Below are 26,045 nucleotides of genomic sequence, written 5' to 3' on the forward strand. Positions count from 1 at the left end.
GGCGACAGCAATGGCGAGACCGACCAACACGTGGGCGCGATCACGCGCCTTGCGCAGCAGGAATTTCGTTCTCCGGCTAACGACTTCTTCGCGGAACGAGACAAAAGCGCGAAGCATGTCGAGCAGCGTCAGCTGCTCGGGCTTGCCGCCGTTCAGCGCCACCATGTTGCAGCCGAAGGACGTCTGCAGCGGCGTATAACGATAAAGCTGGTTGAGGATGACTTCGGCATTGGCATCGCGCTTCAGCTCGACGACAACGCGATAACCCTGGCGGTCGGATTCGTCGCGCAGGTCGGAGATGCCTTCGATGCGCTTGTCGCGCACCAGCTCGGCCATCTTCTCGATCATCGTCGCCTTGTTCACCTGATAGGGAATCTCGGTGATGATGATCTGCTCGCGGTCACCGCGCATCGGCTCGATGGCGGCTACGCCGCGCATGATGACGGAGCCGCGGCCGGTCTCATAAGCCGAGCGGATGCCGGCACGACCGAGGATCTTCGCGCCCGTGGGGAAATCGGGGCCGGGAATGATCTGGATCAGTTCCGGCAGCTCGATTGCCGGATCGTCGATCAGCGCGATGCAGCCGTCGATAACTTCCGACAGATTGTGCGGCGGGATGTTGGTCGCCATGCCGACGGCGATGCCGCCGGCGCCGTTGACGAGCAGGTTCGGGAACTTGGCGGGCACCACGACCGGCTCGGAGAGCGTGCCGTCGTAGTTGTCGCGGAAATCGACGGTTTCCTTGTCGAGATCGTCGAGCAGCGAGTGGGCAGCCTTTTCGAGGCGGCATTCGGTATAACGTTCGGCCGCCGGCGGATCACCATCGACCGAACCGAAATTGCCCTGACCGTCAATCAGCGGCAGCCGCAGCGACCAGGGCTGCGCCATGCGCGCGAGCGCATCATAGATTGCGGAATTGCCGTGCGGATGGAATTTACCCATCACGTCACCGGTGACGCGGGCGCACTTGACGTATTTCTTGTTCCAGTCGATGCCGAGCTCGGACATGCCGTAGAGGATGCGCCGGTGCACGGGCTTCAGGCCGTCGCGCACGTCGGGCAGCGCGCGGCTGACGATGACGCTCATGGCGTAATCGAGATACGACCGCTGCATTTCCTCCATGATGGAGATGGGCTCGATGCCTGGCGGGAGCTTCCCGCCGCCGGGGGGTGTTTGCTCAGTCAAAACAGATCACGATCTCTTCTAGAATCACTTGAAGATTTATAGCGGAAAGCCCGTTCCCGCGCCAATTTCACAGCGCGTTTTGAACAGGCTTTTGCGGCTTAAAGACGGTAAAACATGCAAGTTGCGCGGCCGGACCGGACAAATCCGCCGCGGGCCGCTGCGGGATATTTGCCAAATCGGAATCCCCGCTTCACAATCATAAAACCACGCACTCATATGGGGTTCCGGACAGCCGATGGCAAGCGCCGACCAATTGATCAACGCCTTCACGACGCTTCTCGTCACCATCGATCCGCCGGGGCTCGCACCGATCTTTCTGGGGCTGACGACAGGCATGAGCCGCAGTGAGCGCACGCAGGTGGCGCTGCGTGGCTCGACCATCGCCTTCATCATCCTCGCCGTCTTCGCTCTGTTCGGCGCCGGCGTGCTCAGCGTGCTCGGGATTTCGATCGGCGCCTTCCGCATCGCGGGTGGTCTGCTGCTGTTCTGGATCGCCTTCGAGATGGTGTTCGAAAAGCGCCAGGACCGCAAGGAGAAGGCGACCGAGGTGGCGATCACCAAGGATCACATCGAGAATATCGCCGTCTTTCCCCTCGCCTTGCCGCTGATCGCCGGCCCGGGCGCGATCTCGGCGACGATCCTGCTTGCCGGCACGCTGGCGACATCCGTCGGAAAGGCGCAGCTGATCGGCGTCCTTGCCGCCAATCTATTGCTGACTTTCCTCATGCTGCTCGTCGCTGAAAGGCTGGACCGTTTCCTCGGCGTCACCGGCCGGGCCATCCTGACACGCCTTCTCGGCGTCATCCTCGCTGCCCTTGCCGCACAATTCGTCGTCGACGGCGCGAAATCGGCGCTCAATCTCATCAGCGCGACGCCGCACTGAAAATGGCGGCATCTGCCGCGAAATCAAAGAAAAAGAGCATGACGCCATCCAAGGCATCATGCTCCTCACCTCTTTCACAAAGCCAGCAAAGGCTATCGATCAGAACGGGATATCGTCGTCGAGATCCCGCGAGAAGTTGCCACCGCCGCCACCGCCGCGGCTCGGCGATGAGGAGGGAGCCGGGGCGCCGTAATCGTCGCCGTAATCGTTGCCGCCACCGGCACTGCCACGGCCGCCGCTCGCGCCGCCGCCTTCACCGCGGCCGTCGAGCATCGTCAGCGTCGAACCAAACCCCTGCAGCACCACTTCCGTGCTGTAACGATCCTGGCCCTGCTGGTCCTGCCACTTGCGGGTCTGCAGCTGGCCTTCGATATAGAGCTTGGCGCCCTTCTTCACATATTGCTCGACGACCTTGCAGAGGCCCTCGTTGAAGACGACGACAGTGTGCCATTCGGTCTTCTCACGGCGCTCGCCGGAATTGCGATCGCGCCAGGTCTCCGAGGTCGCGATACGAAGATTGGCGATCGGCCGGCCATCCTGAGTGCGGCGGATTTCGGGGTCTGCACCGACGTTTCCAACCAGAATTACCTTATTCACGCTACCAGCCATACTTCTCACCCTGCCTGCCGCCCTGCCCGGCGGCGTTTAATCGATCGGCGCACCTTAAACCATCACGGACCGCCGATGCGCATGGGCGGCATTTAATCCACATGTTTATCCATCAGAAAGCCGCATGCATTCATCAGGAATTTTGTTCTTTATTTGTTCTAGTTTATCCGTATGATCCTGTCAACAGAATCGAAAACCTTGAGCCCTTGCGGATATTCAGCCTCGACTCGCCCGTCGGCATCACTAAATAAGGGCTGTCATCCAGAAAACCAAAGCAGAGACGATGAGCGAACTGAAGACGATCTCCATCCGCGGCGCGCGCGAGCATAATCTCAAGAGCATCGATCTCGATCTGCCGCGTAACAAGCTGATCGTCATGACCGGGCTTTCGGGTTCCGGCAAATCCTCGCTCGCCTTCGACACGATCTATGCCGAAGGCCAGCGGCGCTATGTCGAGAGCCTGTCGGCCTATGCCCGCCAGTTCCTCGAAATGATGCAGAAGCCGGATGTCGACCAGATCGACGGGCTGTCGCCGGCGATCTCGATCGAGCAGAAGACCACCTCGCGCAACCCGCGCTCGACGGTCGGCACCGTCACCGAGATCTACGACTATATGCGCCTGCTCTTTGCCCGCGTCGGCGTTCCCTATTCGCCGGCGACCGGCCTGCCGATCGAGAGCCAGACCGTCAGCCAGATGGTCGACCGCATCCTCGATTTCGGCGAGGGCACCCGTCTTTATATTCTCGCGCCGCTCGTGCGCGGGCGCAAGGGCGAATACAAGAAGGAACTGGCCGAGCTCATGAAGAAGGGCTTCCAGCGCGTCAAGGTCGACGGCCAGTTCTACGAGATCGCCGAGGCGCCGGTGCTCGACAAGAAATACAAGCATGACATCGACGTGGTGGTCGACCGCATCGTCGTGCGCTCGGATGTCTCAGCGCGCCTGGCGGACAGTCTCGAAACGTGCCTGAAGCTCGCCGACGGGTTGGCGGTCGCCGAATTCGCCGACAAGCCGTTGCCGCCGGAAGAGACGTCAGCCGGCGGATCCGCCAACAAGTCGCTGAACGAGACGCATGAACGCGTGCTGTTTTCGGAGAAGTTCGCCTGCCCAGTCTCTGGCTTCACCATTCCCGAGATCGAACCCAGGCTGTTCTCCTTCAACAACCCGTTCGGCGCCTGCCCGACCTGCGACGGCCTCGGCGCCCAGCAGAAGATCGATCCGGATCTGATCGTGCCCGAGCCCGAGCGGACGCTGCGCGACGGGGCGATCGCGCCCTGGGCCAAGTCGACCTCGCCCTATTACAATCAGACGCTGGAAGCGCTCGGCAAACATTACGGCTTCAAGCTCGGCACGCGCTGGAACGATCTTTCCGACGAGGCCAAGGACGTCATCCTCAACGGCACCAACGACAAGATCGAATTCCACTACGCCGACGGCGCCCGCTCCTATACGACGCAGAAGAATTTCGAGGGCATTATCACCAATCTCGAGCGGCGGTGGAAAGAGACCGATTCCGCCTGGGCGCGCGAAGACATCGAGCGCTTCATGTCGGCGGCCCCCTGCCCGGCCTGCAACGGCTTCCGCCTGAAGCCAGAGGCCCTGGCGGTGAAGATCGACACTCTGCATATCGGCGAAGTGACCGGTATGTCGATCCGCGTCGCCCGCGACTGGTTCGAGACACTGCCGGCAAGCTTCAATGCCAAGCAGAACGAGATCGCCGTGCGCATCCTCAAGGAGATCCGCGACCGGCTGCGCTTCCTCAACGATGTCGGACTGGAATATCTCAGCCTTTCGCGCAATTCCGGCACGCTGTCGGGCGGCGAGAGCCAGCGTATCCGGCTTGCCTCGCAGATCGGCTCAGGGCTGACGGGCGTGCTTTACGTGCTCGACGAACCGTCGATCGGCCTGCATCAGCGCGACAATGCCCGGCTGCTCGACACGCTGAAGCACCTGCGCGACATCGGCAACACCGTCATTGTCGTCGAACATGACGAGGATGCGATCCTGTCCGCCGACGACGTCGTCGATATCGGCCCGGCGGCCGGCATTCACGGCGGTGAGGTCATCGCCCATGGTACGCCGCAGGACATCATGGACAGTCCGAATTCGCTGACCGGCAAATATCTCTCCGGCGAACTTGGCGTTCCCGTTCCCGACGAGCGCCGCAAGCCGAAGAAGGGCCGCGAGATCAAGGTGGTCGGCGCGCGCGGCAACAATCTCAAGAACGTCACGGCGTCGATCCCGCTCGGTGTTTTTACTGCGGTGACCGGCGTTTCCGGCGGCGGCAAATCCACCTTCCTGATCGAGACGCTCTATAAATCGGCCGCACGCCGCGTCATGGGCGCGCGTGAAAACCCGGCCGATCATGATCGCATCGACGGCTTCGAGCATATCGACAAGGTGATCGATATCGACCAGTCGCCGATCGGCCGCACGCCGCGCTCGAACCCGGCGACCTATACCGGCGCCTTCACGCCGATCCGCGACTGGTTCGCCGGTCTGCCGGAGGCCAAGGCACGCGGCTATCAGCCGGGTCGCTTCTCCTTCAACGTCAAGGGCGGACGCTGCGAGGCCTGCCAAGGCGATGGTGTCATCAAGATCGAGATGCACTTCCTGCCCGATGTCTACGTCACCTGCGACGTCTGCCACGGCAAGCGCTATAACAGAGAGACGCTCGATGTCACCTTCAAGCAGAAGTCGATTGCCGAGGTGCTCGACATGACGGTGGAGGAAGGCGTCGATTTCTTCGCGGCGGTGCCTGCCGTGCGCGACAAGCTGCAATCGCTGAAGGATGTCGGTCTCGGTTATATCAAGGTCGGCCAGCAGGCGAATACGCTTTCCGGTGGCGAGGCGCAGCGCGTCAAGCTTGCCAAGGAGCTGTCGAAGCGCTCGACGGGGCGCACGCTCTACATTCTCGATGAACCGACGACCGGCCTGCATTTCCACGACGTCGCCAAATTGCTCGAAATGCTGCACGAACTGGTCAACCAGGGTAACTCGGTGGTGGTGATCGAGCACAATCTCGAAGTCATCAAGACGGCCGACTGGGTGCTCGATTTCGGCCCCGAAGGCGGCGACGGCGGCGGTGAAATCGTCGCAACCGGTACGCCGGAGGCGATCGTCAAGGAGAAGCGGTCCTATACCGGACACTTCCTGAAGGAATTGCTGGAGCGACGGCCGGTGAAGAAGGCGGTTGCGGCGGAATGACGATGAGGCCAGCGTCGCTCGATGATCTGGAAACGATCGCGGCGCTGACAACCGCCGCCTATCGGCCCTACACCGAGTTGTTTGGCGCTCCGCCGATCCCGGTGACAGAGGATTACGCGCCGCGGATCGAACGCGGCGAGGTCTGGCTGCGCGAGATCGGCGGGCAAACGGCCGGCCTGGTGGTCGTCGAGCGGCATGCCGATCACCTCATGCTGTTCAGCATCGCGGTCTCGCCGGCCTTTCAGGGTGCCGGGCATGGAATGGCGATGCTGCACTGGCTGGAGGGCAAGGCGCGAGAATGGGCCGTGCCGGAGATCCGGCTCTACACCAATGCGCGGATGGAGCGGAACATCGCTCTCTACAGCGCCTTCGGGTTTCAGGAAACGGGTCGCCGGCCGAGCCCATATCGGCCAGGATGGACGCTCGTCGATATGACCAAAGAGATCGATGCGGCCTGAGCGGCTGCGAATGGGGAGGACGACATGACGAAATCCGGCACTATCCGCACCGGCATCGGCGGCTGGACCTTCGAGCCCTGGCGCGGGCATTTCTTTCCCGATGACCTGAAACAGAAGGACGAGCTGAATTACGCCAGCCGCCAGCTGAAGGTCATCGAGGTCAACGGCACCTATTACAGCACGCAAAAGCCTGCGGTCTTTGCCAAATGGGCGGCTGACGTGCCCGACGGTTTCATCTTTTCGCTGAAGGCGACACGTTTCGTCACCAATCGGCGAGTGCTTGCCGAAGCCGGTGAATCGATGGAGCGGTTTCTGTCGTCGGGCATCAGCGAACTCGGCGATCATCTCGGGCCGCTGCTCTGGCAGTTCGCGCCGACGAAGAGGTTCGATGCAGACGATTTCGAAGCCTTCCTCAAACTGCTGCCGGCAAAACAGGACGGGCTGACGCTCCGCCACGTGGTCGAAGTGCGGCATGATTCCTTCAAGGTGCCGGAGTTCGTGGCGCTGCTTTCGAAATACGGCGTGGCGCCGGTTTGCGCCGAACATTTCGAATATCCGATGATCGCCGACGTGACCGCCGATTTCGTCTATGCGCGGCTGCAGAAGGGCTCGGACGATATCCCGACCTGCTATCCGGAAAAGGACCTGAAGGCCTGGGCAGACCGACTGGAGACCTGGGCCGAGGGCAAGGTTCCTGATGACCTGCCGCTGATCGATGGCGATCGCAAGGTGAAGACCGAGCCGCGCGACGTCTTCGCCTTCATGATCCATGAGGGCAAGGTCAATGCGCCGCATGGGGCAATCGCCCTGCAGCAGGCGCTAGCGAAATAGGCGAGGTTGGATAGTCACAACAGGGATCGTGACATTGTGTGGGTATCACATCGTCGGTCACGCATTCCATGAGGCTGGATATGACGCCTTGCTCGTCGACGGACTCTGGCTTTATTTTTTCCCGTCCGCCAGCGCCTCTTTGCGCCGGCGCGGCAGGAGCGATTTGAGGTACCGCCATATCGGCGAGACGGCGTAGCCTGTGACCGGAATTGCGATCAAGCCGGCGACGATACCGACGATGCCCGCGCCTGCGGCCTCGACGATCCAGCGCAGCACTGATGCCAGAACGGGAACTGCATGCGCCGTCGCCTCAGCGGCATCATGGATCAGATGCGCAAGGCCGCTGATGCCATAGGTTTCGAGGCCATGAACGATGATGCCGCCGCCGACCCAGATCATGGCCGCCGTTCCGACGATGCCGAGCACTTTCAGAAAATAAGGCATGCCTGTGACAAGCCCCTTCCCGATCGAACGCAAGAAGGCGCCCATCGGAGATGCCGTCTGCAGACGCGCCAGCATCAGACCCAGATCATCGGCCTTCACGATAAGCGCCACGCCGCCATAGACCATGATCGTGATCCCCAGTCCAACGACGGCAAGGATGAGGGCCTGCGTGAACATGCTGCCTGACGGCACCGCGGCGAGCGTAATCGCCATGATTTCGGCCGACAGGATGAAATCCGTCTTGATTGCGCCGGCAACCTTCTCGTCTTCTAGCGATTTGGCATCGAGGCTTGTCGTCTCGAGTGACGATTCATGGGCATGGGCCGCATGCGGCAGCACCAGTCCGTAGACTTTTTCCACACCCTCGTAGCAAAGATAAAGCCCGCCGATCATCAACAGCGGCGTGATCGCCTGCGGTGCGACAAGGCTCAGGATCAGTGCTGCTGGAAGCAGGATCAGAAGCTTGTTCTTCAGCGAGCCGAGCGTGATCTTGCCGATGATCGGCAATTCGCGTGCTGCGGAAAATCCGGTGACATAGCGGGGTGTGACTGCCGCATCATCAATGACGACACCAGCCGCTTTCGCGCCTGCCTTGGCAGCCTGGCCGGCAATATCGTCGAGCGACGCCGCAGCCACCTTGGCCAATGCCGCGATATCATCAAGAAGGGCGATCAGGCCTATACTCATTCGAGCCTCCGTCGAAAAGACAGACTTACGCTGTAAAAACGGAAAGCCCGTCAACGAGAGGTGGAATCCTCCGCCGGGAAGATGCCACGCAAGGATCGCGACGACAATGGCCGTTATTCAGCCGACATAGGGCTCAACCCGCCCTCGTCCAACGAAGGACGGACCTGCCCGTAGCCGTTTCTGCGAAATCCGCGACAGAACACCCTGGCCGCATTTGCAATTGTAAAACAACCCAGCCTGCGCCCGGCCACACATGTCGGGTGACGATGCGGATTGCTTCCGCGTTCGAGGTGCAGGAAACCAGCAGCGGGCAGATCCGCCAGATGGCCGGTTCCGCGGCGTCCGCGCGCTCCCTGGCCCATGCGGAGCCGCCCGCGCATCGGCCCGAAAATCGGGAATCGATTGCCGGAAAGCACGATGCGAGGATTAAAAGAGTCAGAGCGTCCTTTGCGCGTCCGAAAGGACGCACGGTGCTCTAAAGCGGCAATACACGGGCTGCAAGCTCCTCCGCCGTCAGCCCCTTGCCGGCGCGTTGACCTGCCTCGCCATGCAGCCAGACGCCGGCAGCCGCTGCCTCGAAGGCCGGCAGGCCCTGGGCGAGCAATCCGCCGATGATGCCGGCAAGCACGTCGCCGGAACCGGCGGTGGCAAGCCAGATGGGAGCGTTGGTATTGATGAGCGCCCGTCCATCAGGCGCGGCGATGACGGTATCGGCGCCTTTGTAAATTATCGCAGCATTGGCGCGGCGGGCGGCGGCCAAGGCCTTGTCCACCTTGCCGAGCCCCCAGTCGCCGCCGATATCGGGAAAGAGCCGCGCGAATTCGCCTTCGTGCGGCGTCAGCACCAGACGCGGCTCACCCCGGAAAAGATCAAACAGCTGTTGCGGATCGTCCTTGAACGAGGAGATGCCGTCGGCATCGAGCACCAGATGGCGATCGGCAAGGGCCGAGACGAAGCCGCGCGCCCTGGCGCCTATGCCGAAACCGGGGCCGAGGACGAAGGTTTGCAGCCGCTTGTCGGAGAGCCAGCCGCCGAGGTCGGCCTCGTCGTCGATGGCATGCAGCATGACGGCAGTGAGATGTGCAGCATTGGCGGCCATGGCCGCACGGGGCGCGGCGATCGTCACCAGGCCGGCGCCGGCCTTCAGGCCCGAGATTGCCGATATGCGCGCGGCACCCGTCTTGTCCGCCTCGCCTGAGAAGACGACCAGATGACCGCGCTTGTATTTGTGGGTTTCCAGCTGCTCGGCCGGCAGCGCACGCTTCCAGGCGTCCGGCGTGTTCTCGGCGATGACACCGCCCGCCTCAGCGCGGATGATGCGGGCGGGAATGCCGATATCGAAGACCTCCAATTCACCGCAAAGCTCCCTGCCCGGCATCAGGAGATGGCCGGGCTTGCGCGTCATGAAGGTGATGGTATTGCAGGCCCGGAAGGCAGCCCCCAGCGCCTTGCCGGTGCGGCCGTCGAGGCCGGAGGGCAGATCGATGGCGAGCACGGGAATAGCGGCCTCGGTGACGCGGCCGATCAGCGCGCGCACATCGGCCGGCACCTCGCGGCCAAGCCCTGCCCCGAACAGGCCATCGATGACGACGTCGCCGGTTTCGGGCCGATAGAGGTCGAGGTTTTGCCCCTGGAGCACGCAACCGGCTTGGGCACGGGCGGCATCGCCCTTCAGCCTGGAGGGATCGCCGAGGTAGAAGAGCGCCACCCTCGCCCCGCTCTCATGCAGATGACGTGCTGCGACATAGGCGTCGCCGCCATTGTTGCCGGGTCCGCAGAGTATGACGAAGCGCAACGCTCCGGGGTGAAGGCGCAGAGCAGCGGCCGCGACCGCGGCGCCTGCCCTCTCCATCAGGCCGAAGGAGTCGATTCCGGATGCGGCAGCGGCCGCATCGACGGCGGCCATTTCGGCAGGCGTGAGAAGAAGGTCGGACAGATGTTTGATCATCACCCTATTCAATCAAAAAACGCCTAAAAAACAACCGCCTGGAATACCAAAGAGAAGGGCGTAATTTAAGCATTTGCCTATATTTTCATCGCATCGAGATGTGTATTCGCAGTTGCGAAAATACCTGACTTTTTCCGTTTCGGATGTGATTTTGATCGGAGACAATGTTTTTCCACCTATTCCGGCACCAAAACGACATGGAATTCCCCGCAAACGCGCCGGTTTTGGCAGAATCGACGACTTTTTTCGATAAGATGGATTTCAAACTGGCACGATATCTGCATCATATCCGGCGAGCGGGAAAATTCCTGCCATAACAAGAGAAGCGGAGAGACATTTTCTCATGAAAAAGATCGAAGCGATCATTAAGCCTTTCAAGCTGGACGAAGTGAAGGAAGCCCTTCAGGAAGTTGGCCTGCAGGGTATCACGGTCACGGAAGCCAAGGGTTTCGGCCGTCAGAAGGGCCACACGGAACTCTACCGCGGAGCTGAATACGTCGTCGATTTCCTGCCGAAGGTCAAAGTCGAGGTCGTACTGGCCGACGAGAACGCGGAGGCCGTCATCGATGCGATCCGCAAGGCGGCGCAGACCGGCCGCATCGGCGACGGAAAGATCTTCGTATCCAATATCGAAGAGGTTATCCGCATCCGCACCGGCGAGACCGGCATTGATGCCATCTGACCACTTTGCCAATCGCGCAAAGTCCGTTACCGTCATCGCCGACCTAGACCGTCATCGCAAATCGGAGGAAACTCATTAATGGCGACCGCAAGCGAAATTCTGAAGCAGATCAAGGAGAACGACGTAAAGTTCGTCGATCTGCGTTTCACCGACCCGAAGGGCAAGCTGCAGCATGTGACGATGGACGTTGTCTGCGTCGACGAAGACATGTTCGCTGACGGCGTGATGTTCGATGGCTCTTCGATCGGCGGCTGGAAAGCCATCAACGAGTCCGACATGGTGCTGATGCCCGACACCGAAACGGTGCATATGGACCCGTTCTTCGCCCAGTCGACCATGGTCATCGTCTGCGACATCCTCGATCCGGTCTCCGGCGAGGCCTATAACCGCGATCCGCGCGGCACCGCCAAGAAGGCCGAAGCCTACCTCAAGGCATCCGGCATCGGCGATACGGTCTTCGTCGGCCCGGAAGCCGAATTCTTCGTCTTCGACGACGTCAAGTATAAGGCCGATCCTTACAATACCGGCTTCAAGCTCGATTCGACCGAACTGCCGTCCAATGACGACACCGATTACGAGACCGGCAACCTCGGCCATCGCCCGCGCGTCAAGGGCGGCTATTTCCCGGTTCCCCCCGTCGACAGCGCCCAGGACATGCGTTCGGAAATGCTGACGGTGCTCTCCGAGATGGGCGTCGTCGTCGAAAAGCATCACCATGAAGTCGCTGCCGCCCAGCACGAACTCGGCATCAAGTTCGATACGCTGGTGCGCAACGCCGACAAGATGCAGATCTACAAATATGTCGTGCACCAGGTAGCCAACGCCTATGGCAAGACGGCGACCTTCATGCCGAAGCCGATCTTCGGCGACAACGGCTCGGGCATGCATGTGCACCAGTCGATCTGGAAGGGCGGCAAGCCGACCTTTGCCGGCGACGAATATGCAGGCCTTTCCGAGAGCTGCCTGTTCTATATCGGCGGCATCATCAAGCATGCCAAGGCGATCAACGCCTTCACCAATCCGTCGACGAACTCCTACAAGCGTCTCGTCCCGGGTTACGAAGCACCTGTGCTGCTCGCCTATTCGGCCCGGAACCGTTCAGCCTCCTGCCGCATTCCGTTCGGCTCCAACCCGAAGGCCAAGCGCGTCGAAGTCCGCTTCCCGGATCCGACTGCCAACCCCTATCTCGCCTTCGCCGCCATGCTGATGGCCGGCCTCGACGGCATCAAGAACAAGATCCATCCCGGCAAGGCCATGGACAAGGATCTCTACGACCTGCCGCCGAAGGAATTGAAGAAGATCCCGACCGTCTGCGGCTCGTTGCGCGAAGCGCTCGAAAGCCTCGACAAGGACCGCAAGTTCCTGACGGCCGGCGGCGTCTTCGACGACGATCAGATCGATGCCTTCATCGAGCTGAAGATGGCCGAGGTGATGCGTTTCGAAATGACGCCGCATCCGGTCGAATACGACATGTATTATTCGGCCTGATCGGGCTCTGAACACAGAAAGTCCCGGCTCGCCGGGGCTTTCGCCTCCCAGGTCATGGACGCCACTAGGAGGATATGACGTTCATGTGACGAACTCGCGCAAAAATCTTGATTTGCGCGACACCAATCACCAAATTTGGTGATGAAAGGAAGTCGTACCATGAAAGAAAGAATAGCAAAGTTCAGTATTGGCGAAGTGGTTCGGCACAAGGTATTTCCGTTTCGCGGCGTCATCTTTGACGTTGATCCGGAGTTCGCGAATACGGAGGAGTGGTGGAATTCCATTCCGGCCGAGGTGCGTCCGAGCAGGGACCAGCCCTTCTATCACCTGCTCGCTGAAAATGACGAAAGCGAATATGTCGCCTACGTCTCCGAGCAGAACCTGATGAACGACGAAAGCGGCATGCCGCTTCGCAACCCACAGATCTACCAGATTTTCGATCAGGCCCCGTCAGGGCAGTTCAAACCCAAGATGAGCTTCGCCCACTAACTCAGTCGTGCCGATCGTTGAATCAAGGCCTCGCTTCTCCCGGCGAGGCCTTTTCTTTGCGCAACAAAAAACCCGGCGCAAAGCCGGGTTTCTGTCTAGAGATGGCGGCAGGATTACTGCGCCTTGGCTGCCTTCTGGGCGTCTTCCAGTTTCTTGCGGGCTTCCTCGGCCTTCTTCTGCATGCTGTCCTGCAGGCTGCGCTGGCTTTCGGCAAGCTTGGATTCGGAAACTGGTTCGCCGTCATACGCGCCAGTGAAGCCTTCAAGCGAAATCTTGATCGGGTTCGGAGCGCGGCGGAAGTTGATCGAGGTGAAGATCACGTCGCTGCCCTTCTTGAGGCTGGCGATCATCGCGTCGGTCAGCGGAATTTCGGCGGTGCACTTGTCTGGCAGACAGACAGCGTAGTCGAGCTTCTGGCCCTTGCCGCCGTCGATCTGCATGATGACGCCGGGAGGAACCAGACGTGCTGTGGGAACCGAGACCTGCAGGAGCTTGCGGTTGATCTTGCCGGAAACCGAGATCAGGCCGACGGCCGTAACGAGCTGGCCGCCATTGGCGAGGATCAGGTTCTGGACAACACAGATGTCGTTGTCTTCCTGCTTGCTGCAGGTCTTGTACCAGCCGAGCTTCGGCGCTCCTGCGGCCTGTGCCGGGGCATCGGCCGGAGCCTGCGCCGCCGCATCCTGTGCGAAGGAGGAAATCGGAGCCGAAGCGCCGAACACCACCGCCAGAACGGACAGTGCTGCCCGCATTTTCTTTTCAGACTTGAACATCATAACGAATTCCGTCTCCTGATATCCGTTCGGGGCAGCGTCTTGCCGCCCCAACCATCGGGTCGTTCGGCACTCCACCTCTTAAAAAAATAAGGCAAATGCATGACCCCGAAACTTCGGGTTCACCTGTTACATCGCAGCGTTCAAGATATCCAGCATTTCTTTGGCAATTTGAGGTGCATTTCGTCGCGATGCCAAAGAAATCGCCGCTCCGTGTTGGAATCGGTCGACCCCATGATAATCTCCGCGGTGAATCATGCCCGTTTTCACGGATCAAGGATTGCCGAATGCTCCGGATCGTCGTCCCCCTCGTCCTCTCGCTGCTGTGCGGCGCTGTCGCCGCCGAGCCGCTGCATGGCATCGCGATGCATGGCGAGCCGGCTTTGCCGGCCGATTACAAACACTTCCCTTACGTCAATCCCGACGTCAAAAAGGGCGGCAAGATCACCTATGGCGTGGTCGGCACCTTCGACAGCCTCAATCCGTTCATCCTGAAGAGCATGCGCACGACGGCGCGCGGCATGTGGGATCCGGACTACGGCAATCTCGTCTACGAATCGCTGATGCAGCGCTCCAGGGACGAGCCCTTCACGCTCTACGGCCTGCTCGCCGAAACGGTCGAATGGGACGACGACCGGAGCTTCATCCAGTTCAACCTGAATCCGAAGGCGAAATGGGCCGATGGCCTGCCGGTAACGGCCGAAGACGTGATGTTCACCTTCGATATGCTGCGCGACAAGGGCCTCCCGCGCTATTCGAATCCGCTGAAAGTTGTCGCCAAGATAGAGAAGGTGGGCGAGCGGAGCGTGCGCTTGACCTTCAGCGACAAAGCTAATCGCGAGACGCCGCTGATCTTCGGCCTTTTTCCGGTGCTGCCGAAACATGCGATAGATCCCGAAACCTTCGACCGCACTTCGCTGACGCCGCCGGTCGGCTCCGGTCCCTACAAGGTGAAGACGGTGAAGCCCGGCGAGAGCATCACCTATGAACGCGATCCGAACTACTGGGGCAAGGACATTCCCGCCAAGGTCGGCACCGACAATTACGACCAGATCACCGTCCAGTATTTCCTGCAGGATACGACGCTGTTCGAGGCCTTCAAGAAGGGCGATGTCGACATCTATCCCGACGGCAATCCCGGTCATTGGGCCAATGCCTATAATTTCCCCGCCGTCACCTCGGGGGCTGTGGTCAAGGACGTGTTCACGCCGAAACTGCCGAGCGGCATGCTCGGCTTCGTGTTCAACACGCGCCGACCGATCTTTGCCGATCCCAAGGTGCGCGAAGGCCTGTCGCTGGTGTTCGATTTCGAATGGGCGAACAAGAACCTCTATTCCGGCGCCTACAAACGCACCCAGAGCTTCTGGCAGAATTCCGAGCTGTCAAGTTTCGGGGTTCCCGCTAATGCGGACGAGCTTGCCCTGCTCGGGCCGATCAAGGACAAAATTGCGCCGGAGATTCTCGACGGCACCTACAAGCTGCCGGTCACCGACGGCTCCGGCCGCGACCGCAATGTGCTGAAACAGGCCGTCGAGCAACTGAAACAGGGCGGCTATACGATCCGGGGCGGAAAGATGCTCGATGGCTCCGGCCGCCAGCTCGCCTTCGAGATCATGACGCAGAATGCCGACCAGGAGAAGCTGGCCGTCGCCTATCAGCGTTCGCTGCAGACGATCGGCATCGCCGCTTCCATCCGCACCGTCGACGATTCGCAGTATCAGAGCCGGACGAATAGCCGTGATTACGACATGATCATCAAGGCCTATGTGTCTACGCTATCGCCTGGAATAGAGCAGGTCGGTCGCTGGTCTTCCGCTGAGCGCACACGCGAGGGTACCGACAGCTTTGCCGGCGCCAACGATCCCGATCTTGATACGCTGATCGACCATCTGCTCAAAGCGCGCTCGGCCGAGGACTTCATCGCAGCGGTGCGTTCCTACGACCGACTGCTGCTTTCCAGCCACTACGTGCTGCCTCTCTATCATGTCGGCCAGCAATGGGTGGCGCGCAGCAAGCGCATCGGCCGTCCTGACAGGACGCCGCTTTACGGCTACCAGTTGCCGGTTTGGTGGGATACAAGCGCGCAATAGGAAGAGCCGAAGCGCCGCAGCCCAATGTCTTCTTTCAGAGACGCAGAGAATAAGGAAAACCTTCATGGAGCGTATCACCATCGACGTCGTCTCGGATGTCGTCTGCCCCTGGTGCTATCTCGGCAAGGCGCGGCTGGAGCTCGCCATCGCCGAGRTGCAAGACCAAATCGGCGTCGACATCAACTGGCGGCCGTACCGGCTCAATCCCGACTATCCCAAGGAAGGCGTCGACCAGAAGAAGGCGCTGGCTGAGAAGCTCGGCGGCGAGGAGCGCGTGGCGCAGGCGCACAAGATGCTCTCGGATTACGGCCGCGAAGTCGGCATTGCCTTCGATTTCGAGGCGATCAAGATCGGCCCGAACACGCTCGATGCGCATCGGCTGATCCACTGGGCGATGATCGAAGGCCGCGAGAAGCAGGACAAAGTCGTTGCCGCACTGTTCAAGGCGAATTTCGAGGAAGGCCGCAATGTCGGCGACCATGCGGTGCTGCTCGATATCGCCGAGAAGGCCGGCCTCAACCGTTCGGTCATCGCCTCGCTGCTTGCTTCCGAGGCCGATCGCGATCTGATCGTCGCCGAGATCAAGGCAGCGCAGGAGATGGGCGTCAACGGCGTGCCATTCTTCATCTTCGACCAGCAATATGCCGTCAGCGGTGCACAGACGCCTGACGTCCTGGCGAACGCGTTGCGCGATATCGCCAAGGCGAAAGCCGAGGCACGATCAGGCCTCAACTGACGTCGACGGCCCCAGCTCTAGCCTAGAACCGGAACACAACGCACCTCGGTCTTCACCGAATTGGCGATGAAGCATTCGTCGTGGGCGCGATGGTGCAGGGCTTCGAGCTCGCTTAACGAGGGCTGCTTTTCGCCGCTGAAGACGACATGCGGACGGAGCGTCACGACGGTCATGGCGAGGCGGCCGTCGGCATTCTTTTCCATGAGGCCCTCGGCGGCATCGGTGTAGCTGTCGACGCAAAAGCGCTGTTTGGCGGCGATCGACAGGAACCAGAGCATGTGGCAGCTGGAGAGCGAGGCGACGAAAGCCTCTTCCGGATCGACGGCATCCTCGGCGGAATAGGGCAGCGGAACGACATGCGAGGACGAGGATGCCCTCACCTCGATGCCGCCGTCGAAGGTCCAGCGGTGGGCACGGCTGTATCGGTTGTCGGTGAAGGTTTCGCCGTTCCGCTGCCAGGCGATCGTTGCGCCGTATGTTCCCATCTCTATCTCCCTTTTTCACGCAATTCCCGGCAAAATCGCTTCGCGCTTTGCCCAGCAAAACCGCGGCACAGTTTTGCTGGAATTGCTCTATTTCGCCAGTTCCGCCAGTTGCGTCATGATAACAGCTGCGCCCTGCAGGCGTTTTTCCGGCGTCGGCAGGTCGCGGGTCAGGAACAGGCTGTGATCGGGTCGGATCTTCGCCATCGTGCCCTGCTTGCCGATATAACCGACGAGGTTTGCCGGGTTGGGGAATTCCTTATTGCGGAACTGCACGACGACGCCCTTCGGGCCGGCATCGAGCTTTTCGACATTGGCGGTGCGGCAGAGCGACTTGATGTAGACGATCTTCAGCAGATGCTGAACTTCGATCGGCATCGGGCCGAATCGGTCGATCATCTCGGCGCCGAAGCCATCGATCTCCTTGAGCTCGGTGATTTCGCCGAGACGGCGATAGAGCGCCATGCGCAGGTGCAGGTCGGGCACGTAGCCTTCCGGGATCATCACCGTCGTGCCGACCGAGATCTGCGGCGACCAGCCGGTGTCGTGGATCTCGTCGACACCCTTGACCTCGGCAACCGCCTCTTCCAGCATCTGCTGGTAGAGCTCGAAACCGACCTCTTTGATGTGGCCGGACTGCTCCTCGCCGAGCAGATTGCCGGCGCCGCGGATATCGAGATCGTGGCTTGCCAGCTGGAAACCGGCGCCGAGCGTATCTAGCGACTGCAGCACCTTGAGGCGGCGTTCGGCGGTGGCCGTCAGCACCTTGTTGACCGGCAGGGTGAAGAGGGCGAAGGCGCGCACCTTCGAGCGGCCGACGCGGCCGCGCAGCTGATAGAGCTGGGCAAGGCCGAACATGTCGGCGCGGTGGACGATCAGCGTATTGGCCGTGGGCACATCGAGGCCGGATTCGACGATGGTGGTGGACAACAGCACGTCGTAACGGCCTTCATAAAAGGCGTTCATGATGTCTTCGAGTTCGCCGGCCGGCATCTGGCCATGGGCGATGGCAACCTTCAACTCCGGCACGTCCGATTGCAGGAAGGCATGCACGTCCTCGAGGTCGGCAAGCCTAGGGCAGACATAGAAACTCTGACCGCCTCGATAATGCTCGCGCATCAGCGTCTCGCGGATGACCAGGCTGTCGAAGGGCGAGATGAAGGTGCGCACCGCCATGCGGTCGACCGGCGGCGTCGTGATCAGCGATAGTTCGCGCACGCCGGTCATGGCAAGCTGCAGCGTGCGCGGGATCGGCGTTGCCGACAGCGTCAACACATGCACGTCGCTCTTCAGCTCCTTCAGTCGCTCCTTGTGCTTGACGCCGAAATGCTGCTCCTCGTCGATGACGAGCAGACCGAGATTGGCGAATTTGATGCCGGCGCCGAGCAGCGCATGGGTGCCGACGACGATATCGGTCTTCCCCTCAGCCACTTCCTTCTTGGTCAACGCCAGCTCCTTGGCGCCCACAAGGCGCGAGGCCTGCTGGATGCGCACCGGCAGACCGCGGAAACGCTCGGAAAAGGTCTTGAAATGCTGGCGGGAAAGCAGCGTCGTCGGCACGACGACGGCGACCTGGGCACCGTTCATCGCCGCGACGAAGGCGGCGCGCAGCGCCACTTCGGTCTTGCCGAAACCGACGTCACCGCAGACCAGACGGTCCATCGGCCGGCCGGCGCCAAGATCGGAGCGCACCGCCTCGATGGCGTTATCCTGGTCCTCGGTCTCGTCATAGGGGAAGCGGGCGGCGAATTCGTCGTAAAGGCCTTCAGGCGTCGTCAGCATCGGCGCATGGCGCGTCAGGCGCTCGGCGGCGATTCGGATCAGCGCATCGGCCATGTCGAGCAGGCGCTTCTTGAGCTTGGCCTTGCGCATCTGCCAGGCACCGCCGCCAAGCTTGTCGAGCTGGGCTTCGGTGCCCTCGCCGCCATAACGCGAGAGAAGATCGATGTTTTCGACCGGCAGGAACAGTTTGGCCTCGTCGGCATATTGCAGTTCGAGGCAGGCATGCGGAGCACCAGCGGCCTCGATGGTTCTCAGCCCTATAAAACGGCCGATGCCGTGTTCGGCGTGGACGACGATCGAGCCCTCGTCGAGGCCCGCGACTTCCGAGATGAAATCGGCTGCGCGCTTGCGGCGTTTGGAGCGGCGCACCATCCGGTCGCCGAGGATGTCCTGCTCGCCGATGACGACGAGGTCGCCGGCCTCGAAGCCGGCTTCGAGACTGAGCACGGCAGYGGCCGCCTCGCCTCTCGCCAGCGAACCGACGTCCTTCAGCGCCTCGATCGGCTTGACCTTTTCCAGGCCATGTTCGTTCAGCACCTGCAGCAGGCGCTCCAGCGAGCCTTCGGTCCAGGCGGTGACCAGCACTTTGGCGCCGGCAGCCCGGCGGTCGGCAATATGCTTGACGACGACGTCGAAGATGTTGATGCGTTCGGCATCGCCGCCGCCTTCGGCGTTCGAACGCGCCCAGCGCTGGCCCTGGCGGGCGTCGACATTGACGACCCGCCGCGCCTCACCCTCATGCTCGTTGAAGGGGCTGATACGGATCGCGCCGAGCGCGTCGAGGGTTTTGACGAAAAGCTTGCTGTCGAGATAGAGCTGGCCTGGCGTCACCGGCTTGTAGGGCGTGCCCTGCGTCATCTGGCCCTTGGTCGGCTGGCCGGAATTCAGGCGGGCGTCGTAATAATCGAAAACGAGCTTGGAGCGCTCTTCCGCTGCCTCACGCACCGTATGGTCGATGACGATACGGAAGCCGCTGAGATAATCGAAGATGGTATCGAGCTTCTCGTAGAAAAGCGGCAACCAATGCTCCATGCCGGGGTAACGGCGGCCTTCGGAGACGGCGAGATAGAGCGCGTCGTTGCGTGTGGTCGCGCCAAAAGCGGAGAGGTAATTCTTGCGGAAGCGGCTGATCGTATCCGGGGTCAGCGTCACTTCGCTCATCGGGTTGAGATCGAGGGATCGCACCTGCCCTGTCGTGCGCTGGCTGGCCGGATCGAAGCTGCGGATGCTTTCCAGCGTGTCGCCGAAGAAATCGAGGCGGACCGGCTCTTCCGAACCCGGCACGAAGACGTCGAGAATGCCGCCGCGCACGGCATATTCGCCGACCTCGCGAACGGTCGCGACCCTCTCGAAGCCATTGCGTTCCAGGCGACCGGCGAGATCGTCCATGCGCAGCTGGTTGCCGGGACGGGCCGAAAAAGTCAGGCTTTCGATGACATCCTGCGGCGCCACCTTCTGCAGCATGGCATTGGCGGTGACGAGCACGATTGCCGCGTGCGGCTTCTTGCGATGGGCGATGAGGCCGCCGAGTGCGGCAAGCCGGCGGGCCGAGGTGTCGGCACTCGGCGAGACGCGGTCATAGGGCAGACAGTCCCAGGCAGGCAGGGTGAGAACCGGAATGTCGGGGGCGACAAAGCCCAGCATCTGTTCCAGATCGGCCATGCGGTGGCCGTCGGACATGACATAGGCGACCGGCTCTCCCGTTCGGGCGAGCTCGGCGAGCAGCAGCGTCTCCAGACCTGCCGGCACATTGCCAATCGTCAGCGGCTCGGCAATGGCCGCAAGCTTCTTCGCATCGAAACCAGGGATCATTCCGGCGTCCTGAGGGGCTTGTCGAAATCGGGCTTATAAGCGGCGATGCGGGCAAACATCGGTGTCTGGAAACGCTCAGGCACCGGCCATGTYCCCATGATCCAGCGGACGAGATCATTGTCCTCTTCCGCCATGATCGTCTCGAACTCGTCGAGTTCGGCTTCCGACAGATTCGCGACCTCAGCTTCGGCGAACTGGCCGAAGACCAGATCCATCTCGCGAATGCCGCGATGCCAGCAGCGGAAAAGGATTCTGCGGCGGCGCGGGTCAAGACCGGCACTCGTGAGCGTGACACCTGTCATGGCATTACCTTCCTGTTGATGCGCCTCTATAGACCCTGGAAAGCGGCTTGTCAGCCTTGCCAAGGCCGCATTGTTCATCGCATTTTGGCCACATGCGCCCCGCCATTCTCGATCCTCTGTTTTCCCCCATTTCGGGCCTTCCGGGCGTCGGCCCGAAGATCGCCGAGCTGCTGGTGAAGCTACTCGGGCGCGAGACCCTGGAAGATTGCCGGGTCATCGACCTGCTCTTCCACGCGCCCTTCTCGCTGATCGACAGGCGCAACCAGCCTGGAATCGCCCGCGCGCCGCAGGGCGCGATCGTGACGATCACGGCGCGCGTCGACCGCCACCAGCTGCCGCCGCGCGGCAAAAGCAACATTCCCTATCGCGTCTTCCTGCATGACGAGACCGGCGAGCTGACGCTGGTCTTCTTCCGCGGACAGGCGGCGTGGCTGGAAAAGCAGCTGCCTGTTGACGCGGAGGTGACGGTCAGCGGCAAGATCGACTGGTTCAACGGCCGCGCCTCGATGGTGCATCCCGATTATATCGTCAGGGCGGACGAGACAGAGAGCCTGCCGCTGGTCGAGCCGATCTATCCGCTGACGGCGGGGCTTTCGCCGAAGACGCTGCGCAAGATCATCGACGCCGGCCTGCCGCGTTTTCCCGAGCTGCCGGAATGGATCGACCTGGCCTTGACTGAGAAACAGGGCCTGCCGTCGATCCGCGACAGTTTCCACATGCTGCACGAGCCGCGCGACCCTACCGATATCGACCCGCAGGCCCCTGCCCGGCGGCGGCTTGYCTATGACGAGTTCCTCGCCGGACAGCTGTCACTGAGCCTGGTGCGGCAGAGGCTGCGCAAGGTGGCGGGCCAGCCGGTGCATGCGACCGGCGCCATCAGCAGCAAGATCCTGAAGGCGTTGCCCTTCTCGCTCACATCAAGCCAGAACGAGGCGATCGCCGAGGTTTTGAAGGATATGGCCGGCAACGAGCGCATGCTGCGGCTGCTGCAGGGCGATGTCGGTTCCGGCAAGACGCTGGTGGCACTGATGGCTATGGCGGCGGTGATCGAGAGCGGCGGCCAGGCCGTGCTGATGGCGCCGACCGAAATCCTGGCGCGGCAGCACCACGCGACGATCTCGAAATTCGCGGCCGCCGCCGGACTCAGCATCGAGGTGCTGACCGGGCGCACCAAGGGACGCGAGCGGGAGGAAATCCTGGAGCGCATCGCCTCGGGTGCTGCCCAGATCATCATCGGCACGCATGCGCTGTTCCAGGACAGCGTCGCCTACGCCAATCTGATGCTTGCCGTCGTCGACGAGCAGCACCGTTTCGGCGTGCATCAGCGCCTGCGGCTGACCGCCAAGGGCCTCTCGCCGCATATGCTTGTCATGACGGCGACGCCGATCCCGCGCACGCTGGTTCTCGCCGCCTTCGGCGATATGGACGTCTCCAAACTCACCGAAAAACCGGCCGGCCGCAAACCGATCCAGACGATCACCGTGCCGATGGAACGGACCGGCGAAATCGTCGGCCGACTGCAAAGCGCGATTGCCGAGGGCAAGAAGGCCTACTGGATCTGCCCGCTGGTCGAGGAGTCCGAGGAGCTCGACCTGATGTCGGCCGAGGAGCGGCACGCGACGCTGGTCTCGGCACTCGGCCCGGATGTCGGCCTGATCCACGGCCGCATGAGCGGGCCGGAGAAGGACGCGGAGATGATGGCGTTCAAGAACGGCGAGACCCGGCTGCTCGTCGCCACCACCGTCGTCGAGGTCGGTGTCGACGTGCCGGATGCGACGATCATGGTGATCGAACATGCCGAACGCTTCGGCCTGGCGCAATTGCATCAGCTGCGCGGCCGCGTCGGGCGCGGCGACGAGGCCTCGACCTGCATCCTGCTCTACAAGGGACCACTCGGCGAGACCGGCCATGCCAGGCTTTCGATCATGCGGGAGACGGAAGACGGTTTCCGCATCGCCGAGGAGGACCTGAAGCTGCGCGGTGAAGGCGAATTGCTCGGCACGAGGCAATCGGGCACGCCGGGTTTCCGCATCGCCAGTCTCGAGGCGCATGCCGACCTGTTGGAGATCGCCCGCAAGGATGCCGCCTACCTCATCGAGCGCGATCCGGAGCTGACCACCGAGAGAGGAACGGCGATCCGCACCCTGCTCTATCTTTTCCGCCGCGACGAGGCGATCCGTTTTCTCAGGGCTGGATAAAGCGCGCCGCGGCGCGCTTTAAGTTCTTTGTTCTACGCATATCGTTACCCCAAAACCGCCGAACACTTTTGGGCGACATGCATCAATCCGCTTTGGAAACCGCCACCGGCTTCGGCCGTGGCAAATGCTTCTGCTTGGGATCGGCCGGCTTGTGTTCGGGCGCCACAAGCCCGCCTGAAATCAGGTACTTGGCGGCGTCTTCCGGCGACATGTCGAGCATGACGATCTTCTCGCGCGGCACGAAGATGAGGAAGCCGGCTGTCGGCACCGGCGTCGGCGGCAGGAAGACGGCGACCATATCCTGGCCCATGGCATTGAACTTCGAAGCGATTTCGCCCTTGGCGTCGGTGGCGATGAAGATCAGTGCCCAGAGGCCGGGACCCGGATATTCGATGAGGCCGACCTTCTTGAAGGAGTTCGCCTGTTCCTTCAGCACGGTTTCGAAAATCTGCTTCACGCTTCTGTAGACTGTGCGCACTAGCGGCATGCGCTGAACGATCGATTCGCCGAACCGGACGATGCTCTGGCCGATGAGGTTCTTGCCGAGGAAGCCGACGACGGTGATCAGGATAACGGCGGTCAGCAGACCGAAACCGGGAATGGCGAAATTCAGATAGCTTTCCGGATTCCAGCGCGCCGGAATATAGGGCCGGACCCAGCTGTCCGACCAATGGATGAAGGTCCAGGTCAGCCAGATGGTGATCGCGATCGGCGCGCAGATGATCAGCCCTGCGAGAAAATTATTCCTCAGCCGGGTCGCGACCGGCATTCTGGGGGTGTTGTCGGTCATCGTTTCCTGATGATCTCCATCTCAGTCGTGGACAGGCCGGTACGCCGGCCCTTCCCCCTTGTCCGCAGACCAAAACTGCCAGAATTCGGGGCGCCGCACAATATGTTTCGGCGCGACGGTCCCGGCCCTACAGGCTTATTCCACGGTCACGGATTTCGCCAGGTTGCGCGGCTGGTCGACATCGGTGCCCATGAAGACGGCAGTGTGATAGGCGAGCAGCTGGATCGGCAGCGAGAAGATCATCGGCGCGATGATTTCGTCGACCACAGGCAGGGTGATCGTCGCCATGGTCGGCAGTTTCGAGGCGGCCGCGCCGGCCTCGTCAGTGATGAAGATGATGCGGCCGCCGCGGGCTGCGACCTCCTGCATGTTCGAGACGGTCTTTTCGAAGAAACGGTCGTAAGGAGCGATGACGATGACGGGCATGTTCTCGTCGATCAGCGCGATCGGTCCGTGCTTCAATTCGCCGGCAGCATAACCCTCGGCATGGATATAGGAGATTTCCTTGAGCTTCAGCGCGCCTTCCATGGCGAGCGGGAAGCTGGTGCCGCGGCCGAGATAAAGCACGTCCTTGCACTTCGACAGCTCGCGCGACAGGCTTTCCATCTGCGGCTGGATAAGGTTCAGCACCCGGCTCATGATGCGTGGCATTTCGGCGAGATGGCGCACCAGCGCCCTCTCCTCGTCGGCACTCACCGTGCCGCGCGCCTTGCCGGCGCCGATTGCCAGCGCTGCCAGCACGGCAAGCTGGCAGGTGAAGGCCTTGGTCGAGGCGACGCCGATTTCGGGGCCGGCCATGATCGGGAAGACGGCGTCGGATTCGCGCGCGATCGTCGATTCGCGGACATTGACGACGGCGCCGATTTTCAACCCGTTATCGCGGCAATAGCGCAGCGATGCCAGCGTATCGGCGGTCTCACCGGACTGCGAAATGAACAGCGCTGCCTGCGACGGCGACAGCGGCATTTCGCGGTAGCGAAACTCGGAGGCGACGTCGATCTCAACAGGCAGGCGGGCATAACGCTCGAACCAGTATTTGCCGACGAGGCCGGCGAGATAGGCCGTGCCGCAGGCAGAGATCGCAAGTCCGGTTGACGCGTTGAAGTCGATCGCGGCGGCATTGGCGCCGATCGTGTTCTCGGCGAAATCGACATAGTGGCTGAGCGCATGGGAGATCACCTCCGGCTGCTCGTAGATTTCCTTTTCCATGAAATGGCGGTGGTTGCCCTTGTCGACGACATAGGCGGTCGCTTGCGAGATCTGGCGGGCGCGCTTGACCGGCTTGCCGGCGAAATCGAGCACTGCGACACCGTCCCGGGTGAGAACGGCGAAATCGCCGTCGACGAGATAGGTGATCTCGTTGGTGAAGGGCGAGAGCGCGATCGCGTCCGAGCCGAGGAACATCTCGCCGCGGCCATAGCCGACGGCAAGCGGCGGTCCGGAACGGGCGGCCATGATCGTGCCGGGATGGGCCTTGAGCATAACAGCCAGCGCATAGGCGCCGGTCACCCGGTTCAGCATCTTCAGCATGGCGTCGCGCGGCTCGAGGCCCTCGCGCAGGTATTTCGCCAGCAGATGGGCGACCACCTCAGTGTCGGTCTGGGTCTGGAAGACCGAACCCTCCTCGGTCAGTTCGTCGCGAAGCTCGGAGAAATTCTCGATGATGCCGTTATGGACGACGGCGACGCCTTCAACGAAATGCGGATGGGCATTGGTCTCGTTGGGAACGCCGTGGGTCGCCCAGCGCGTGTGGGCGATGCCGACGGTGCCGGGCAGCGGTTCGCTGTCGAGGCGCTTTTCCAGATTGAACAGCTTGCCCTCGGCGCGGCGGCGATCCATCACGCCGTCATGAATGGTGGCGACACCGGCGGAATCGTAACCGCGATATTCGAGACGCTTCAGCGCATCGACCAGGCGCTCGGCCACAGGCGCAGTTCCGACGATCCCCACAATGCCGCACATATAGTATCCCCATAAAGGCTTCGATGACGAGGCCAGTCCTAACGATTCCTGCTTATTTCTCAATCACCTCGGCGGTCACTTTGAATTTCCGCCGGTTACGCAAGGCCTGTCAGGCTTTCGCCTTCTTCGCCGCCTTGATGGCGAGCGCGCGTTCGCGCAGCAGCGTCGCGCGGCCGGGTTTGATCTCCTGCCGGGCGCGGCCGAGCGCC

Annotated in this window: 20 protein-coding genes; 10 read left to right on the forward strand and 10 right to left on the reverse strand. The window is 61.7% G+C overall.

Annotated elements, in window-relative coordinates; genetic code table 11:
• The coding region (locus AC1D1Z_RS22135; protein WP_477851671.1) for a DNA gyrase subunit A at positions 1-1,185 on the reverse strand (1,185 nt) is incomplete at its 3' end.
• A 235-nt stretch (positions 1,186-1,420) separates the two neighbouring features.
• Between AC1D1Z_RS22135 and AC1D1Z_RS22140 the strand changes: the two genes are divergently transcribed.
• Positions 1,421-2,068: a MarC family protein gene (locus tag AC1D1Z_RS22140; protein ID WP_018242015.1), complete on the forward strand. Its 648-nt coding sequence runs from the start codon at positions 1,421-1,423 to the stop codon at positions 2,066-2,068.
• A 99-nt stretch (positions 2,069-2,167) separates the two neighbouring features.
• Here the strand turns inward: AC1D1Z_RS22140 and AC1D1Z_RS22145 are convergent, their stop codons facing one another.
• Positions 2,168-2,677: a single-stranded DNA-binding protein gene (locus tag AC1D1Z_RS22145; RefSeq protein WP_018069574.1), complete on the reverse strand. Its 510-nt coding sequence runs from the start codon at positions 2,675-2,677 to the stop codon at positions 2,168-2,170.
• A 283-nt stretch (positions 2,678-2,960) separates the two neighbouring features.
• Here AC1D1Z_RS22145 and uvrA point away from each other — a divergent pair, with 283 nt between their 5' ends.
• From uvrA to AC1D1Z_RS22160, 3 genes are read left to right on the forward strand one after another with little or no spacing between them, the layout of a single operon-like run.
• Positions 2,961-5,882: an excinuclease ABC subunit UvrA gene (uvrA, locus tag AC1D1Z_RS22150; RefSeq protein WP_027684718.1), complete on the forward strand. Its 2,922-nt coding sequence runs from the start codon at positions 2,961-2,963 to the stop codon at positions 5,880-5,882.
• Complete coding sequence (locus AC1D1Z_RS22155) at positions 5,879-6,340, forward strand: GNAT family N-acetyltransferase (RefSeq protein ID WP_477851672.1); 462 nt, start codon at positions 5,879-5,881, stop codon at positions 6,338-6,340. The genes uvrA and AC1D1Z_RS22155 overlap by 4 nt, the downstream gene beginning before the upstream one ends.
• 24 nt (positions 6,341-6,364) lie before the next feature.
• Entirely contained in the window at positions 6,365-7,171 is an 807-nt protein-coding gene (locus AC1D1Z_RS22160; RefSeq protein ID WP_113544181.1) for a DUF72 domain-containing protein, read from the forward strand.
• A 111-nt stretch (positions 7,172-7,282) separates the two neighbouring features.
• On the opposite strand, the gene AC1D1Z_RS22165 is transcribed toward AC1D1Z_RS22160, so the two are convergent.
• Together AC1D1Z_RS22165 and AC1D1Z_RS22170 are read right to left on the reverse strand one after the other, a co-directional pair.
• Complete coding sequence (locus tag AC1D1Z_RS22165; RefSeq protein ID WP_018445357.1) at positions 7,283-8,302, reverse strand: DUF808 domain-containing protein; 1,020 nt, start codon at positions 8,300-8,302, stop codon at positions 7,283-7,285.
• Positions 8,303-8,777: 475 nt separating this feature from the next.
• On the reverse strand, positions 8,778-10,250 hold the full coding sequence (locus AC1D1Z_RS22170; protein ID WP_131606730.1) for an NAD(P)H-hydrate dehydratase: 1,473 nt from the start codon (positions 10,248-10,250) through the stop codon (positions 8,778-8,780).
• A 343-nt stretch (positions 10,251-10,593) separates the two neighbouring features.
• On the opposite strand from AC1D1Z_RS22170, the gene AC1D1Z_RS22175 reads away from it, so the two are divergent.
• The 3 genes from AC1D1Z_RS22175 to hspQ all read left to right on the forward strand — a co-directional run bounded on the left by AC1D1Z_RS22175 (position 10,594) and on the right by hspQ (position 12,909).
• Positions 10,594-10,932, forward strand: a complete 339-nt coding sequence (locus AC1D1Z_RS22175) for a P-II family nitrogen regulator (RefSeq protein WP_003579240.1) — start codon at positions 10,594-10,596, stop codon at positions 10,930-10,932.
• Positions 10,933-11,010: 78 nt separating this feature from the next.
• On the forward strand, positions 11,011-12,420 hold the full coding sequence (gene glnA, locus AC1D1Z_RS22180) for a type I glutamate--ammonia ligase (protein WP_011651961.1): 1,410 nt from the start codon (positions 11,011-11,013) through the stop codon (positions 12,418-12,420).
• A 159-nt stretch (positions 12,421-12,579) separates the two neighbouring features.
• Positions 12,580-12,909 carry a heat shock protein HspQ gene (gene hspQ, locus AC1D1Z_RS22185; protein WP_018242006.1) on the forward strand — a complete coding sequence of 110 codons (330 nt, stop codon included), beginning with the start codon at positions 12,580-12,582 and terminating at the stop codon, positions 12,907-12,909.
• A 113-nt stretch (positions 12,910-13,022) separates the two neighbouring features.
• On the opposite strand, the gene AC1D1Z_RS22190 is transcribed toward hspQ, so the two are convergent.
• Positions 13,023-13,685 carry an invasion associated locus B family protein gene (locus AC1D1Z_RS22190; RefSeq protein WP_018445359.1) on the reverse strand — a complete coding sequence of 221 codons (663 nt, stop codon included), beginning with the start codon at positions 13,683-13,685 and terminating at the stop codon, positions 13,023-13,025.
• Between the two features lie 284 nt (positions 13,686-13,969).
• On the opposite strand from AC1D1Z_RS22190, the gene AC1D1Z_RS22195 reads away from it, so the two are divergent.
• Complete coding sequence (locus tag AC1D1Z_RS22195; RefSeq protein ID WP_477851673.1) at positions 13,970-15,772, forward strand: extracellular solute-binding protein; 1,803 nt, start codon at positions 13,970-13,972, stop codon at positions 15,770-15,772.
• Between the two features lie 64 nt (positions 15,773-15,836).
• Positions 15,837-16,508, forward strand: a complete 672-nt coding sequence (locus tag AC1D1Z_RS22200; protein ID WP_477851674.1) for a DsbA family oxidoreductase — start codon at positions 15,837-15,839, stop codon at positions 16,506-16,508.
• Between the two features lie 17 nt (positions 16,509-16,525).
• On the opposite strand, the gene AC1D1Z_RS22205 is transcribed toward AC1D1Z_RS22200, so the two are convergent.
• The 3 genes from AC1D1Z_RS22205 to AC1D1Z_RS22215 form a co-directional block, all read right to left on the reverse strand.
• Positions 16,526-16,993: an OsmC family protein gene (locus tag AC1D1Z_RS22205; protein WP_130716393.1), complete on the reverse strand. Its 468-nt coding sequence runs from the start codon at positions 16,991-16,993 to the stop codon at positions 16,526-16,528.
• Between the two features lie 87 nt (positions 16,994-17,080).
• Positions 17,081-20,584 carry a transcription-repair coupling factor gene (gene mfd / locus AC1D1Z_RS22210; RefSeq protein WP_477851675.1) on the reverse strand — a complete coding sequence of 1,168 codons (3,504 nt, stop codon included), beginning with the start codon at positions 20,582-20,584 and terminating at the stop codon, positions 17,081-17,083.
• Positions 20,581-20,886 carry an FAD assembly factor SdhE gene (locus AC1D1Z_RS22215; protein WP_018242001.1) on the reverse strand — a complete coding sequence of 102 codons (306 nt, stop codon included), beginning with the start codon at positions 20,884-20,886 and terminating at the stop codon, positions 20,581-20,583. The genes mfd and AC1D1Z_RS22215 overlap by 4 nt, the downstream gene beginning before the upstream one ends.
• A gap of 92 nt (positions 20,887-20,978) precedes the next feature.
• Between AC1D1Z_RS22215 and recG the strand changes: the two genes are divergently transcribed.
• The gene (recG, locus tag AC1D1Z_RS22220; protein ID WP_477851676.1) at positions 20,979-23,084 is read left to right on the forward strand and encodes an ATP-dependent DNA helicase RecG; all 2,106 of its coding nucleotides are present in this window, start codon (positions 20,979-20,981) and stop codon (positions 23,082-23,084) included.
• A gap of 82 nt (positions 23,085-23,166) precedes the next feature.
• Here the strand turns inward: recG and AC1D1Z_RS22225 are convergent, their stop codons facing one another.
• Entirely contained in the window at positions 23,167-23,874 is a 708-nt protein-coding gene (locus AC1D1Z_RS22225; protein ID WP_047621812.1) for a DUF502 domain-containing protein, read from the reverse strand.
• Positions 23,875-24,009: 135 nt separating this feature from the next.
• The gene (gene glmS / locus AC1D1Z_RS22230; protein ID WP_131606734.1) at positions 24,010-25,836 is read right to left on the reverse strand and encodes a glutamine--fructose-6-phosphate transaminase (isomerizing); all 1,827 of its coding nucleotides are present in this window, start codon (positions 25,834-25,836) and stop codon (positions 24,010-24,012) included.
• Positions 25,837-26,045 lie beyond the last annotated feature (209 nt).

Source organism: Rhizobium sp. P1_E1 (genome assembly GCF_056406015.1).